Consider the following 14,459-nt stretch of genomic DNA (forward strand, 5'->3'; position numbering starts at 1 on the left):
GTACAAGCTAATAATCTACAAATTCCAAAATTTAAATTTAAAAATAATTTAAATAAAAATTTTTATTTTTTTAAATTCTCTACTTAATATTTTTTTAATACATTTCCTATAAATATACCTAAATAAAATATTTTATTCATAATTAATCTAAGAATATCATCACCTCTTACTTTTAAAAAATTAATAAATATATTTTCAGAAAAAGATATTAATTTTTCTTATTTTAAATTAATTTTTATTCCAAAATTTATTAATAAATTTTTAGCATTTCTACTTAAACTTCCAGATTTTTGAATTACTATACTTAATCTATAGTTATTTAATATTTTTATAACCTTTTATTAAAAAATTTATTAAAAAATTTAATAAAATAAAAAAATAAGAGAAAAAATTTTTGTATTTTTTCTATTAAAATATATCAATTTATATATTTAAAAAAAATAAAAAATTAAAAATCAATTAAAACTATAATAGCTGCATCAAATCCAAAATTTTTTGGAGATTGATGAAAAGCAACTACATTAGGATGTCTAGATAACCATAATGGAATTTGTTTTTTTAATATATTTTTTCCATATCCATGCATTATATTAAAACAATTAATTTTTTTTTTAATACAAAAATACATTATTTTTCCTAACTCTATTTTTGTTTCATATTGAGTTAATCCATGAAAATCTAAAAAAATTTTAGGAATATAATAACCTTTTTTCAATTTTTTTAATGTATGCATGTTACAATTATATCTAATATAACGAAGTGGATTATTATTAAATTTTTTATTAGAATTAGTATAAGAAAAATAATCACTATGCAAATACTCTTGATATAATTTTTTTTTATCTCGATATAAACAAAAAAAATTATTATTTATATGATAAACCTTATCTTGAACTATTTTTTTTATTCTAGGTAAATTTTTTCTAAAAATTTTTTTATCTTTAGATTTTAAAAAATTATTTTTACTCATCTTTTAATACCAAAATAACGTTAGTATTTATATTAATTTATTTTAATAAAAGAAATTTAAAAAATATAAGTAAAAAATATTTATATTTAATACAATTTTTTTTAAAAATAATTTAAATAAAATATACTTAAAATTTTTAAAATATAATTTTTATTAATAAAAAATTTTGTATTAATAATAACTTATCAAATGTATATTTTCAAATTTTCTTCAACAGCATATAAAACATAAAAAGGTTAAATATGTCAGGAAATTCAATAGGAAAAATATTTACGGTTACTACATTCGGAGAATCTCACGGAGATTCATTAGGATGCATTATTGATGGAACTCCTCCAGGCTTAACAATTTATTCTTCAGATATACAAAATGAATTAAATAGAAGAAGACCTGGAAAATCTAAATATACAACACAACGTAGAGAATTAGATAAGGTAAAAATATTATCAGGAGTTTTTAAAAATAAAACAACAGGAACTAGTATTGGATTAATTGTAAAAAATACTGATCAAAGATCAAATGATTATAAAGAAATAAAAAAATCTTTTAGACCGGGTCATGCTGATTATACTTACCAAAAAAAATATGGAATTAGAGATTATAGAGGAGGAGGAAGAGCTTCAGCTCGAGAAACCGTGATGAGAGTAGCTGCAGGAGCAATTGCAAAAAAATATCTAAAAAAAAATTTTGGAATAACAATACAAGGATATTTATCTAAAATTGGAAAAATAAACTGTCCTTTAGTTTCATTTTCAGAAATAGAAAAAAATGATTTTTTTTGTTCTGATATTAAAAAAATAAAAGAAATAGAAAGATTAATAAGAAAAATAAAAAAAGAAGGTAATTCAATAGGAGCAGAAATAACAACAATAGTAAAAAATCCTCCAATTGGATTAGGAGAACCAGTATTTGATAAATTAGATGCAGAAATAGCTCATGCTATTATGAGTATAAATGCAGTTAAAGGAGTAGAAATTGGTGATGGATTTTCTGTAATACAAAAATTAGGAACTGAACATCGAGATGAAATGAATTCTAAAGGATATTTAAGTAATCGAGATGGAGGAATTATAGGAGGAATAAGTAATGGACAAAATATTATTATAAAATGTGCTTTTAAACCAACATCAAGTATACGTATTCCAGCTCAAGGAATTAATATAAATAATGAATCAATTGAAATAATTACAAAAGGTAGACACGATCCTTGTGTAGGAATTCGAGCTGTACCTATTACTGAATCTATGGTATCAATAGTAATTATGGATCATATATTAAGATTTAAAGCTCAATGTTTAAAAAAATAATATTTCAAAAAAAATACTATTAAATAAAAAAATAAAATAAAAAAGAAGATTTTTAAAAATTTAAAAAAATAAAAAAAGAGAAAAAATTTTTTTTAAAAAATTAATAATAAAACTTATCATGGAAAAAATAAAAAATGTTTCAAGGTAACATGGTAGCACTTATTACTCCTATGAATAAAGAAGGAAACATTTGTTTAGAAAGTTTAGAAAATATCATAAACTATCATATAAAAAATAAAACAAAAGCTATAATTTCTGTTGGAACAACTGGAGAATCTTCTACATTAACTCAAAAAGAACATATAAATCTTGTATTATGCACTTTAGAAATTTCTAATAACAGAATACCTATTATCGCAGGTACTGGAGCAAATTCCACTAATGAAGCTATAATTCTTACCAAAAAATTTGAAAAAACTGGAATATCTGCATGTTTAAGTGTTACCCCTTACTATAATAAACCTTCTCAAAAAGGTTTATATCAACATTTTAAAAAAATTTCAGAAAATACCTCTATTCCTCAAATTCTTTATAATGTTCCATCAAGAACGGGATGTGATTTATTACCTAAGACAATTAAAAAATTATCAAAATTAAAAAATATTATAGGAATTAAAGAAGCTAGTGGAAATTTATCTAAATTTTATGAAATTAAATATTTAGTTAAAAAAAACTTTTTAATTATAAGTGGAGATGACTCTACTGCTTTAGATTTTATTCAATTAGGTGGAAATGGAGTAATATCAGTTACATCAAATATTGCAGCTCAAGAAATGTCAACAATATGTAATTTAGCATTAAAAAAAAAATTTAAAAAAGCTAGAAAAATAAATAAAAAACTAATAAATTTACATAAAATTTTATTTATAGAATCTAATCCTATACCAATAAAATGGTTTGCTAAAAAAATTGGATTAATAAAAAATAGTACATTAAGATTACCTATGACTCAACCTTCAAAAAAAACAAAAAAAAGAATTTTAAAAATATTAAAATCTACAAAATTAAAAATAAAAAAAGAAAATAATTTCAATATTTTTAAGAAAAATTTTTAACTTAAATTATTTAAAAAATTTATAATAAAAAATAAAAAAATTTTAAAAAAATTGAAATATATTTCATAAGAAATATATTTCAATCTAAAAAAATATTTAATAATATATATTATATTTATAAATAAAAAAAAAAATAAAAAAAAAAAAAAAAATAAAAAGAAAAAAACTAGAAAAAAATATTAAATAAAAATATTTTTTAAAATATTTTTATATATTATACTTAAAGAAAGTAAATCTTTTATTTTTACACATTCATTTACTTTATGTATAGTTTTATTAACTAAACCTAATTCAATTATTTCAGTATTCATATCAGAAAAAAAACGTCCATCTGAAGTACCTCCAGAAGTAGATAAAACAGGAAAGAAAGAATTATATTTATAAATAGATTTTTTTACTACTTTTAATAATTTACCTGATTTGGTAATAAATGGTTTTGCTGAATGAACCCATTTTATTTTATATTTTAAATTATATTTTAATAAAAATTTTTTTACTTGAAAAATAATAATTTTTTTATTAATTTCTGTATTATATCGAATATTAAAATTAATTTTTAAAAAATCAGGAATAACATTTGTAATATTCTTTATTCCAGAAGAGATATAAGAAATTTGTAAAACGCTAGGTTGAAAATAATTATTTCCTTTATCCCATTTAAAATTAACTAATTGATGAACAAAATTTAATATTTTATGAATAGGATTTTCTGCAAGATTTGGATATGCAATATGCCCCTGTTTTCCATAAATTATTAAATTTACATTTAATGAGCCTCTTCTTCCATTTTTAATAACATCACCTAGAACAGTATTACTTGTTGGTTCTCCAACTAAACAATAATTTATCATTTCTTTTCTTTTTTTTAAAATTTTTACTACTTTTACTGTTCCATCATTACCTGAAGATTCTTCGTCTGAAGTAATTAAAAAAGATATTCTTCCTTTATGAAATGGATTTTCTTGAATATAAGATTCAGTAGCAACTATCATTGCAGCTAAAGAACCTTTCATATCAGAAATTCCTCTTCCAAATAAAAAATCATTTATAATAATAGGATTAAAAGGATTAGTTTTCCATTTTTTTATATTTCCAACAGGAACAACATCAGTGTGACCTAAAAAAATTAATGTCTTTCCTTTACCTTTAAATGCTAATAAATTATTTGTTTTATTAATATTAATATTTTCTATAGTAAATCCAATTTTTTTTAATCTCTTAAAAATAATTTTTTGACACCCTAAATCATAAGGACTAACTGAAGGAATCTTTATAAATTTTTTACTTAATTTAATAATTTTATTAAGCATAATTAATTTTCAACTTTAATTAAATTAATATATTTTTTTATTTTTGTTTATATTTAAACATAAATATATAAAAAATAAATCTAAAAAAATATAAAAAAATAAAATCTATTTTAAAAATATTTTTTTAAAAATTTTTTAAAAGAATTAATTATTTTTTAATTAAAGATAAAGATTTCTTAACAATATTTTTCACTGTAAACCCAAATTTCTTAAATAATTCATCAGAAGAAGCTGATTCTCCAAAAGTTTTCATTCCTATAATTTTTCCATCAAAACCAACATATTTATACCAAAAATCCTTATAACTTGCCTCCACAACTATCTTATTTTTTACTTTTTTAGGTAAAACTAATTCTTTATAAGAACTTTTTTGATTGTCAAAAACATCTGTAGAAGGCATAGAAACTACACGAACAGAATATCCTAAATTAATTAATTTTTTTGCGGCTAAAATAACTAAATTTAATTCTGATCCTGTAGATATAAAAATTATATCTAATTTTTTATTACTATCTATTAATATATATCCACCTTTTTTAATATTCTTAATCTGAAAATTAGTTCTATTAATAAAACTTAAATTTTGTCTAGATAAAATTAATGCTGTTGGTCCTTTTTTTCTTTCTATTGAAAATTTCCATGCATACGCTGTTTCTATAGAATCAGAAGGTCTCCAAACACTCATATTTGGAGTCATTCTTAAACTTGATAATTGTTCAATAGGTTGATGAGTTGGTCCATCTTCTCCTAATCCAATTGAATCATGCGTATAAATTAATATTTGTTGAGTTTTCATTAAAGCAGACATACGAACAGCATTTTTAGCATATTCAACAAAAATTAAAAAAGTTGAAGTGTAAGGAATAAATCCACCATGTTGAGAAATTCCATTTGCTATAGATGTCATACCAAATTCTCTTACTCCATAATGAATATAATTTCCTAAAACATGTTTATTAATCGATTTAGATTGTGACCATTTAGTTAAGTTACTAGGAGAAAGATCTGCTGATCCTCCAATTAATTCCAATAAATAAGGTCCTAAATATTCAATAACATTTTGAGAAGCTTGTCTAGTAGAAATACATTTTTTTTCTTTTTTTAAAAAATCAATTAAATTCTTATTAATTTTATTCCAATTTTTAGGTAAATTTCTTTTTATTCTTCTTAAATATTCTTTTGCTAAATCAGGATAATGAATTTTATATTTAGAAAAAATTTTATTCCAATTCCTTTCTAATTGAATTCCTTTTTTTTTAGCATTCCATTTTTTATAAATATTTTTAGGTATTTCAAATGGTTTATATTTCCAATTTAATTTTTCTTTAGATAAAATAATTTCTTTTTCTCCTAAGGGAGAACCATGAACTTCAGGAGTATTATTTTTATTAGGTGATCCAAAACCAATAATTGTATTAAAAATTATAATAACTGGTTTATTTTTAATTTTTTTAGCTTTTTTTATAGCATTAAAGATATCTTTTGAATTATGACCATCTACATTATTAATAACATACCAATTATATGATTCAAATCTTTTTTTTACATCTTCAGAAAACCAACTATCAGTTTTCCCATCTATTGAAATATTATTTTTATCATATAATAATATTAATTTACTTAAACATAAAGTTCCAGCTAAAGAACACGCTTCATGCGAAATACCTTCCATTAAACAACCATCACCAGCAAACACCCAAGTATAATGATCTACAATTTTATAATTTTTTCTATTAAAATATAATCCTAAAGTACGTTCTGCAATAGCCATTCCAACAGCTACAGAAATACCTTGACCTAAAGGACCTGTAGTAGTTTCTACTCCTGGAGTATAACCAATTTCAGGATGTCCTGGAGTTTTAGAATTTAATTTACGAAAATTTTTTAAATCTGAAATAGTTAAATTATATCCAGTTAAATGTAATAAACTATACAATAACATTGAACTATGACCATTAGATAAAATAAATCTATCTCTATTATCCCATGAAGGATTCTCTGGATTATGCTTAAGAAATTTCCTCCATAAAACTTCTGCAATATCAGCCATTCCCATTGGAGCTCCTGGATGACCTGAATTAGCTAATTGAATTGAATCCATACTAATAGCTCTAATAACATTTGATAAATCTTTTTTAAAAAACATTTTTTTATCCTTAATAATAAAAAATTAATTTAAAATAAAAAAATTTTTATATAAAATTTTAAATATTTTTTTGTATAATAGATTCTAAAGTAGCTTGATCTATTCCAAATTGACGTATACCTTCAGATAATTTTTCTACTGCCATAGCATCTTGATTATGAAACCAAAGAAATTTAGATTTAGATAATTTTATACTTGGTTGATCTAAAATAAGTTTAGGTTTAATTAAATTTTTAAAAATTTTTTCATTTCTATTTTGAAGAACATTTAATAATTCAGGAGAAATTGTTAAACAATCACATCCTGAAAGAGCTAAAATTTGTTCTACATTTCTAAAACTAGCTCCCATAATAATAGTTTTATATGAATATTTTTTATAATATTTATAAATTTTTTTAACAGATTGAACTCCTTTATCATTTAAAACATTATATAAATTCCAAGGATTATGAATTTTATCCCAATCATATATTCTACCAACAAAAGGAGAAATTAAAAAAACATTTGCTTCAGCACAAGCACGAGCTTGAGCAAAAGAAAATAACAAAGTTAAATTACAATGAATATTATCTTGTTCTAAATATTTAGCAGCTTTTATACATTCCCATGTTGCTGCTAATTTAATTAATATTCTTGAGCGTGGAATTCCATGTTCTTTCTCATACATATGAATAAGTTTCTTCGCTCTTAATACACTTTTTTTTGTATTAAAAGATAATCTTGAATCTACTTCACTAGAAATTACTCCAGGTATTTTTTTTAAAATTTTAGATCCAATACTCACAATAATTTTATCAGTAGCATTAATTATTTGTTTTTTTTTTGTTCCTCCTTTTCTTTTTGAATATTTAATAGATTCTTTAATTAAATATTGATATTCTTTCATTTTAATTGCTTTTAAAATTAAAGAAGGATTAGTTGTTGCATCATAAGGAGTATATTTATCAATATTTTTTATATCTCCACTATCTAAAACAATTTTCGTATATTTTTTTAATTGATCTAATTGATTCATAAAAAATTATCACCTTAATATATAAAAATTAAAATATCTATATAAATTTAAAAATATAAAATATTTAATTATAAAATTTTTTTAATACTAATGTAGTGTTTACACCTCCAAAACCAAGACTATTTGACATAACAGTATTTAATTTAATTTTCTTATAAGAAGTGACAATTTTTATACCTTTTATTTTAGGATCCATTTTTTCTATATTAATACTAGGAGCAATAAAATTATATTTTAACATTAATAATAAAAAAATTATTTCATGAACTCCAGAAGCTCCTAAAGAATGACCAGTCATTGATTTAGTAGAAGATATCAAAGGAATTTTTTTATTTTTAAAAACTTTTTTAATTGCATTTAACTCTATAATATCTCCAATTTTAGTAGAAGTTGCATGTACATTAATACAATCAATTTTTGAAAATATATTTTTTAATGCACTTTTAATACATCTATATATTCCTAATTCTGATGGAAAAACCATACTATTTCCGTGAGAATTAGAACTATATGATATAATTTCTCCATATATATAAGCATTTCTTAATATAGCTTTTTCTAATTCTTCTAAAACAATTATTCCACTACCTTCTGATATCACAAATCCGTCACGATTAATATCATAAACTCTTGAAGATAATTTAGGATTATTATTATATTTCTTAGACAATACTTTAATTAAATCAAAATAAAAAGCAGTATCTAACGTTAATACATCTGAACCTCCTGAAAAAATAATATCTTGCTTTCCAAATTTAATTAATTCATAAGCATGACCAATACAATTAGCAGATGTAGAACAAGCAGAACTAATAGAATAACTAATTCCTGAAATTTTTAAAAATGTTGATAAACAAGCTGACATATTAGAATTCATTGTTTGAAATAAAGTATATATATTAGAATTATTAAAATTTTTATTAAATTTATTTCTATAAAATTGTTGATTATCTTGTAATCTAAAACTAGAATTTCTTACAGAACAAAAACCACTCCCAACAACTAAACCAACTCTTTTATTATTCTCATATTGAGAATTAAGTAAAAAAGAATCTTTAATAGCATCTTGAATAGCTAAATAGGAATATAAAGTTTCTTTATTCATATATTTAAAAAATTTATTTTTATATATTTTAGAAAAATTTATATTAATTTTCCCCCAAACATTGCTATTCATTCCTATTTCTTTCATTTCTTTTGAAAAAATAATACCAGATTTTCCTTTTTTTAAAGATTTTAATACTTCTTTTTTATTATTCCCTATATTAGAAGTAATACCTAATCCAGTAATAACTACTCTTCTCATATATTACCTACAATTTTCTAAAAAAGAAAACAATTGATTTATACAAAAATATGATATAATTTTTTTAAAAAAATTAGATTATAAAAATAAAAAAAAAAGAAAATAATGAAAAAAAAAAAAAAAAATGGAAAACTTTTTATTGTTCCTACTCCAATAGGAAACATGAAAGATATTACTTATAGAGCTATAAAAGTATTAAATAAAATTGATTATATTGCTTCTGAAAACTATAAAATAACGTTAAAACTATTAAATAAATTTAATATTAAAAAAAAAATTATTTCTTTTCATAAATATAATGAACATAAAAATACAAATTTAATTATAAAAAAACTTAAAAATAAAAATATTGCATTAATTTCAAATGCTGGAACTCCTACTATAAATGACCCAGGATTTATTTTAGTAAAAAAATGTCACAAAAAAAAAATAAAAGTAGTTCCTTTACCTGGAGCTTGTGCTGCTATTACAGCATTAAGTGCATCAGGAATACCATCTAATAAATTTTGTTTCGAAGGTTTTTTACCTTCTCAAGAAAAAAAAAGATGTAATACAATAAAAAAAATAAAATTTGAAAAAAGAACAATTATTTTTTATGAATCTCCTCATAGAATTAAAAAAAGTTTAAAAAATATTGTAGAGAAATTAGGACCTTTAAGAAAAATGACATTAGCTAGAGAATTAACAAAATATTGGGAATCAATAAAACTTCAAACAGCATATTATTTCTTTAAAAAATATAAAAATAATTCTTTAATTTGTAAAGGAGAAATAGTTTTAATAATTTCTGGTTATAAAAATAAAAAAAAAAAGAAAATATCTAAAAAAATAAAAAAAACTTTATATATTTTAAAACCTTTATTATCTTTAACAAAAACAGCATTAGTAACTTCAAAAATTTATAATATTAAAAAAAATAGCTTATATAAATACCTTTTAAAAAAACAAAATAATGACAAAAAATAAAAATTATTATAATATTTATAATGAAGTTGACCAGACAATCGCTCTGAAAAATTTTAAGAGAGGAAAGTCCGGACTCCAAAAGGACAAGACGCCAGATAACATCTGGGAGATGAAAATCTACGAATAGTGCCACAGAAAATAACCGCCTAAAAATAAAAATAGAAAAATTTTTATAAATAAAAGGTAAGGGTGAAAAGGTGTGGTAAAAGCACACCGTATAATTGGAGACAGTTATAGCATAGGTAAACTCCGTCTGGAGCAAAGCTAAATATAGGTAAAATAGTATTGTCCATACTTAAACCTGGGTAAGCTGCTAGAACTAAAAAGTAATTTTTAGTCAAGATTAATGATTGTCTAATACAGAATCCGGCTTATAGGTCAACTTCATTTGTTTTTTTTTTAAATATAAAATTTTTATAAAAAATTTATAAAATATTTTAAAACAGAATTTATTTAATAATATCATTTTAAAAAAAAAAGAAAAAAGAAAAAAAATAAAAAAAAAAAAAAATCTAAAAAAAAATAATTAAACTCCAGAAACGATCATATTTGAAATAAGAATAGAACCGCATTGTATATTTTGTCTAATATCATAATCATTACTAATTGCAGAAATATTTTTATAAATTTCAAATAAATTACCAGAAAGAGTAATTTCGCTTACAGCGTATTTAAAAATTCCATTTTTTATAAAATATCCAGAAGCTCCTCTAGAATAATCTCCATTAACAATATTTATTCCATCTCCCATAAAATCTGTTATTACTAAACCAGTATTCATTTTTTTTAGTAAACTATGAAAAGAAATATTATATTTTTGTATTAATTTCCAATTATAAATACCTCCAGAATGACCTGTATTTTTTAAATTTAATTTTCTAGAAGAATAAGAGTCTAACAACCAAGTTTTTAAAACTCCATCTTTAACAATAAAACGAGGAAGAGTTAAAGTTCCTTCATTATCAAAAGGTAATGAACCTATTCCTCTTTTGATATGAGGATCTTCATAAATACTTAACCAATTTGGAAAAATTAATTTATTTAAACTATTTCTTAAAAAAGTAGAATTTTTATATACTTCATAACCAGAAATAGCTTTTGATAAAGAACGAAAAATACTAAAAGAAACGTCTGAAGTTAAAATTATAGAATAAATTTTACTTATAATTTTTACTGGATTTAATTTCATTAAAGTTTTTCTAGAACACTTCCTTCCTATATATTTAGGAGAACTTAAACAATCTAATTTTCTTGAAATAGAATAATATTCATCTCTTTCCTTTTTATTTGAATTTTTATCTTGAGCAATAACACAAGTTGATAAAAAATATTGACTAGATTTATACGTTTCTAAAATTCCTTTTGTATTTCCAAAAGCAATAATACTATTTTGACTAGAAAAACAACTACCTTCAGTATTAACAATTTTCTCACTAAAATCTAAAGCATATTTTTCACAACTATATGCTAATTCAAAACTCTCTTTAAAATTTATATAAGAAGGATGAAAAAGATCTAAGTCAACAGTTTTATAATTAGCAAGATCAAAATCAGGTAAACCAGAATATTTATCTGAAGAAGTATATTTAGAAATTTCTATAGCTGAAAAAATAGTTTTTTTAATAGAATTAATATTTAAATCCGTAGATGAAGCAGAACCTTTTTTAAAATTAGAATATACAACTATAGAAAAAAAAATATCATTATTAAATTCTATATATTCAATTTTTCCGTTTCTTACAGTCATACTTTTATTATAATTTTTTCTAATAAAAATAAAAGATTCATCTACTAATTTATTTACCATAGATAAAGATTTTAAAAGAACTTTTTTTAAAAAAAGTTCTTGTTTAAGTATTTCTTTTATCTCATACATTTTCGACTCTTTTAATATATATAAAAAAATAACTAATTTTGTTTTCTTATTGTAATTTTTTTTTTAATATTTTTCAAATATTAAAAAAATTTAAAATTAAAATGTAAATATAAATAAAAAGTTATAAAAATTTTTTAAAAAATTATATATTTAAAATATAATTTTTAAAATATTGTGATAATAATTTACTTCACATATAATAATTAAACATAAAAAATTTTTAAAAATAACTCTCTTTATTTTATAAGAAAAATAATATGAATTTAAAAAAAATAAAACCAGGAAAAAATGTTCCTAACGACGTATACGTAATAATAGAAATTCAAGCTCATTCTAAACCTATTAAATACGAAATAAATAAAAAAAATAAATTACTTATGGTAGATAGAATAATTCCAACTTCTATGTTTTATCCATGTAATTATGGATTTATTAATAAAACTTTATCTTTAGATGGAGATCCATTAGATGCATTAGTAATAACACCTTATCCATTAATTCCTTATTCTATTATTCAATGTAAACCAATAGGAATGTTAAATATGAAAGATGAATCTGGTATAGATTATAAAATCATATGTGTTCCAACAAAAAAAATTTGTAAGGAATATAAATTAGTTAATGATATTCAAGATTTACCTAAAAATATATTAAAAAATATTTCACATTTCTTTAAATATTATAAAAAATTAGAAAAAAAAAAATGGACTGAAATATTAAAATGGAAAAATTCTAATGAATCTAAAAAAGAAATAATAAAATCAATTAAAAGATATAAAAAAAAAAAAAAATAAAAGAATTAAAAAAATAAAAATAATAGTTTCTAAAAAATAAATTTTTTATAAAATATTATTTTTTAAATTTATTGGTGATTTTTTTCATTAAAAAATATATTTATTTAAATTAATATATTTACTAAAATTTAAAAAAATATAAAATATTAATAAATATATTAAAAGGTAAAAATAATGTCTAGAAAATGTAAAATTACTGGAAAAAAAACAATTTTTGGAAATAATAGATCTCATGCTTTAAATGCAACAAAAAGAAAATTTAAAATAAATTTAAAAACCCATAAATTTTGGATAAAAAAAGAAAAAAAATTTATAAAATTAAAACTTTCAACTAAAGGAATAAGATTAATTAATAAAAAAGGAATTGAAAACGTATTAAAAAATATAAAATAAAAAAAAAAAGGAAAAAAAAAAATGGCAAAAAATTTAAGAATAAAAATAAAATTAATATCTTCTTTAAAAACTGGACATTATTACACTACAACAAAAAATAAAAGCGATAAAAATAAAAAATTAGAATTAAAAAAATATGATCCTATAGCAAGAAAAAAAGCAATATATAAAGAATATAAAATTAGATAAAAATCTTTTAAAAAATTTTTTAAAAACAAAATTAATATAAAAAAAATTAATTTTCAATTTTATAAAAAATTTTTAATAATGATGAATAATTTTTATAAAAATATGTATCTAAATAAGAAATAATAAAAAAAGTTAAAAAATAAAAAGAAATCATTCCAGCAAAAGTTATTATAGAAAAACCAATAGAAAATATAGATAATTGAGGAAAAAATTTATTTAAAAAACATAAAGCTAAATTTAATGATAATAAAATAACAATAATAGGTAAAATAATATGTATTCCACTAATAAAAACAAAACTAAAATAAGACGAAATTAAAAAAAGAACTCTAAAATCAAAAAACTTTATATTTATAGGAATATAATTAAAACTCTGAACAATAGTATGAATAATCCATAAATGACCATCTATTGATAAAAATAAATAAAATATTAAAAAATTTAAAAAACGAGATACAATTGGAAAATTTGAAGAAGTATTCATATCAAAGAAATTAGAAAATGAAAGACCAGTTTGTGATCCAAAAATTTCTCCAGCTATATTTGAAATAGAAAATATTAAATTAATAGAAAAACCAATTATTATTCCTATAAATATTTGTTCAAAAATTATCTTTAAAAAATTTAAAAGATTTAAGGAAAAAAAATCTACTGAATAAAAATTAATTACAATAAAACAAAAAAAAAAAGATAATACAATTCTTAATTGTAAATTAAAATAATTACTATTAAATATTGGTATAGTAAATAAAATAAAATAAATTCTTAAAAAAATAAAAAAAAAAATTAATATGTAAAAATTTATATTTTGAGAAATAATATTCATCTATTTAATACCATAAATTTTATGAACCTATAATTAAAGGCATATTATTAAATAAATTATCAATATAATTAATAATAATACGTAACATCCAAGGACCTAAAAAAAACAAGACAAAAAGAACAGAAATTACTTTTGGTATAAATGACAAAGTTTGTTCATTAATTTGAGTAGCTGCTTGAAATATACTAATAACTAATCCACTTAATAAAACAGATAACAAAATTGGAGATGATAACATTAATAATGTTTTACTAGCATCAAAAAAAATCTTTTGTAAAAAATTTATATTCATAAATAAACCCTAAT

General features: G+C 20.2%; 14 protein-coding genes and 1 other RNA gene. 7 read left to right on the forward strand and 8 right to left on the reverse strand.

Translation table 11 applies throughout. The features are described 5' to 3' along the window. Positions 1 to 448: 448 nt before the first annotated feature. Positions 449 to 970, reverse strand: coding sequence for an endonuclease SmrB (gene smrB / locus M5J13_RS00145; RefSeq protein ID WP_252837314.1), 522 nt, complete (start codon positions 968 to 970; stop codon positions 449 to 451). Between the two features lie 242 nt (positions 971 to 1,212). On the opposite strand from smrB, the gene aroC reads away from it, so the two are divergent. Then, entirely contained in the window at positions 1,213 to 2,277 is a 1,065-nt protein-coding gene (gene aroC, locus M5J13_RS00150) for a chorismate synthase (RefSeq protein ID WP_252837315.1), read from the forward strand. Between the two features lie 134 nt (positions 2,278 to 2,411). Then, positions 2,412 to 3,332, forward strand: a complete 921-nt coding sequence (dapA, locus tag M5J13_RS00155; protein WP_252837316.1) for a 4-hydroxy-tetrahydrodipicolinate synthase — start codon at positions 2,412 to 2,414, stop codon at positions 3,330 to 3,332. Between the two features lie 179 nt (positions 3,333 to 3,511). Here the strand turns inward: dapA and dapE are convergent, their stop codons facing one another. From dapE to M5J13_RS00175, 4 genes are all read right to left on the reverse strand, one after another. Then, entirely contained in the window at positions 3,512 to 4,642 is a 1,131-nt protein-coding gene (dapE, locus tag M5J13_RS00160) for a succinyl-diaminopimelate desuccinylase (protein WP_252837317.1), read from the reverse strand. Between the two features lie 148 nt (positions 4,643 to 4,790). Next, complete coding sequence (gene tkt / locus M5J13_RS00165; protein WP_252837318.1) at positions 4,791 to 6,788, reverse strand: transketolase; 1,998 nt, start codon at positions 6,786 to 6,788, stop codon at positions 4,791 to 4,793. Positions 6,789 to 6,846: 58 nt separating this feature from the next. Further along, positions 6,847 to 7,803 (reverse strand): transaldolase, encoded by a 957-nt coding sequence (gene tal, locus M5J13_RS00170; protein WP_252837319.1) that lies wholly within the window; start codon positions 7,801 to 7,803, stop codon positions 6,847 to 6,849. A 64-nt stretch (positions 7,804 to 7,867) separates the two neighbouring features. Beyond that, positions 7,868 to 9,109, reverse strand: coding sequence for a beta-ketoacyl synthase N-terminal-like domain-containing protein (locus M5J13_RS00175; RefSeq protein ID WP_252837320.1), 1,242 nt, complete (start codon positions 9,107 to 9,109; stop codon positions 7,868 to 7,870). 105 nt (positions 9,110 to 9,214) lie between these two features. On the opposite strand from M5J13_RS00175, the gene rsmI reads away from it, so the two are divergent. Beyond that, a complete protein-coding gene (rsmI, locus tag M5J13_RS00180) occupies positions 9,215 to 10,075 on the forward strand; it encodes a 16S rRNA (cytidine(1402)-2'-O)-methyltransferase (RefSeq protein ID WP_252837321.1) in 861 nt (286 codons plus the stop codon). Between the two features lie 22 nt (positions 10,076 to 10,097). After that, positions 10,098 to 10,465: RNase P RNA component class A (rnpB, locus tag M5J13_RS00185), an RNA gene on the forward strand. A 136-nt stretch (positions 10,466 to 10,601) separates the two neighbouring features. Here the strand turns inward: rnpB and pmbA are convergent. After that, positions 10,602 to 11,951, reverse strand: coding sequence for a metalloprotease PmbA (gene pmbA, locus M5J13_RS00190; protein ID WP_252837322.1), 1,350 nt, complete (start codon positions 11,949 to 11,951; stop codon positions 10,602 to 10,604). Positions 11,952 to 12,208: 257 nt separating this feature from the next. On the opposite strand from pmbA, the gene ppa reads away from it, so the two are divergent. The 3 genes from ppa to rpmG all read left to right on the forward strand — a co-directional run bounded on the left by ppa (position 12,209) and on the right by rpmG (position 13,327). After that, positions 12,209 to 12,745 carry an inorganic diphosphatase gene (gene ppa / locus M5J13_RS00195; RefSeq protein ID WP_252837323.1) on the forward strand — a complete coding sequence of 179 codons (537 nt, stop codon included), beginning with the start codon at positions 12,209 to 12,211 and terminating at the stop codon, positions 12,743 to 12,745. A 174-nt stretch (positions 12,746 to 12,919) separates the two neighbouring features. Then, positions 12,920 to 13,138 carry a 50S ribosomal protein L28 gene (gene rpmB, locus M5J13_RS00200; RefSeq protein ID WP_252837324.1) on the forward strand — a complete coding sequence of 73 codons (219 nt, stop codon included), beginning with the start codon at positions 12,920 to 12,922 and terminating at the stop codon, positions 13,136 to 13,138. 21 nt (positions 13,139 to 13,159) lie between these two features. Then, the gene (gene rpmG, locus M5J13_RS00205) at positions 13,160 to 13,327 is read left to right on the forward strand and encodes a 50S ribosomal protein L33 (RefSeq protein ID WP_252837325.1); all 168 of its coding nucleotides are present in this window, start codon (positions 13,160 to 13,162) and stop codon (positions 13,325 to 13,327) included. Positions 13,328 to 13,373: 46 nt separating this feature from the next. On the opposite strand, the gene M5J13_RS00210 is transcribed toward rpmG, so the two are convergent. Further along, positions 13,374 to 14,153: a flagellar biosynthetic protein FliR gene (locus M5J13_RS00210; RefSeq protein WP_252837326.1), complete on the reverse strand. Its 780-nt coding sequence runs from the start codon at positions 14,151 to 14,153 to the stop codon at positions 13,374 to 13,376. A 19-nt stretch (positions 14,154 to 14,172) separates the two neighbouring features. Further along, positions 14,173 to 14,445: a flagellar biosynthesis protein FliQ gene (fliQ, locus tag M5J13_RS00215; protein ID WP_252837327.1), complete on the reverse strand. Its 273-nt coding sequence runs from the start codon at positions 14,443 to 14,445 to the stop codon at positions 14,173 to 14,175. Between the last annotated feature and the right edge of the window lie 14 nt (positions 14,446 to 14,459).

The organism is Buchnera aphidicola (Periphyllus lyropictus) (assembly GCF_024029895.1).
GTDB lineage: Bacteria > Pseudomonadota > Gammaproteobacteria > Enterobacterales > Enterobacteriaceae > Buchnera_J > Buchnera_J aphidicola_BA.